The 756-nt window shown below is 37.4% G+C and carries 1 protein-coding gene and 1 pseudogene; both read right to left on the reverse strand.

The genetic code is table 11. The annotated features are described in order from the left end of the window. A pseudogene (locus BN202_RS08980) lies at positions 1-204 on the reverse strand (dATP/dGTP diphosphohydrolase domain-containing protein); the annotation flags it as partial. Positions 205-295: 91 nt separating this feature from the next. Further along, positions 296-706: a hypothetical protein gene (locus tag BN202_RS08985; RefSeq protein WP_034988217.1), complete on the reverse strand. Its 411-nt coding sequence runs from the start codon at positions 704-706 to the stop codon at positions 296-298. Between the last annotated feature and the right edge of the window lie 50 nt (positions 707-756).

Here is a 756-nt window from a genome sequence, read left to right on the forward strand (position 1 = left end):
ACCATAAACCATGGCATCATCAGAAACTTTGGCATTATCACCAATCCAGCAATTGTCATCATGGCTAAGATTTCTTTCACTCTCTACCCAGCCACCAAGATCGCCTTCTTTGACATCATCAAAATGTTTTAATGCACGAATGCGGTGAAGTGTGCGTCCGTCAACCTCTTCCATTTCATCAGTTAGTTCGTATTTCTTTTGCATGATTTATTTCCTTTAAGTTAGAGTATTCCTTTGTCGCTCTTGAAAAGAACGGCATTGGTTTGTGTTGTGTTTTTTTGAAAAAGGGGTGCTTTTAGAAACGCACCGTATAGCTTGGGTAGTTTGGAATGACATCCCAAAGAGTTAAACGGTGCTGTTGTTCATAAGTACCGTACATTTCATCTTCATATCGCTGCTGTTCGATTTCTTCTAAAAAAAAACTGTATGCAGAGCTATGTAGAATAAAATCGTGAGGAATATTGCCGTTAAAACACTGTTCTTCACATTCTTTAAGGTATAATTCTGCGATATCTTCAGAGATATCTTCACAGCTATTAGTAGTTGGTTCTACCCGAAAGATTTGCACTGCATTATCGGCTTGATCGATAAATTTGATAATGTCCTTTTCTTCAAAGAAAGTACCATATTTAGCGAGATTTTGCTCTTCATCTTCACAGACAACTAAGAGAATTTCATCGGAATTTATAAACACTGGTTTCTTCACAAATGCCTCCATAGAGCCTATTGGCAACGGTTATTTTTTACGATATGGAG

This window comes from Bartonella florencae (genome assembly GCF_000312525.1).
GTDB lineage: Bacteria > Pseudomonadota > Alphaproteobacteria > Rhizobiales > Rhizobiaceae > Bartonella > Bartonella florencae.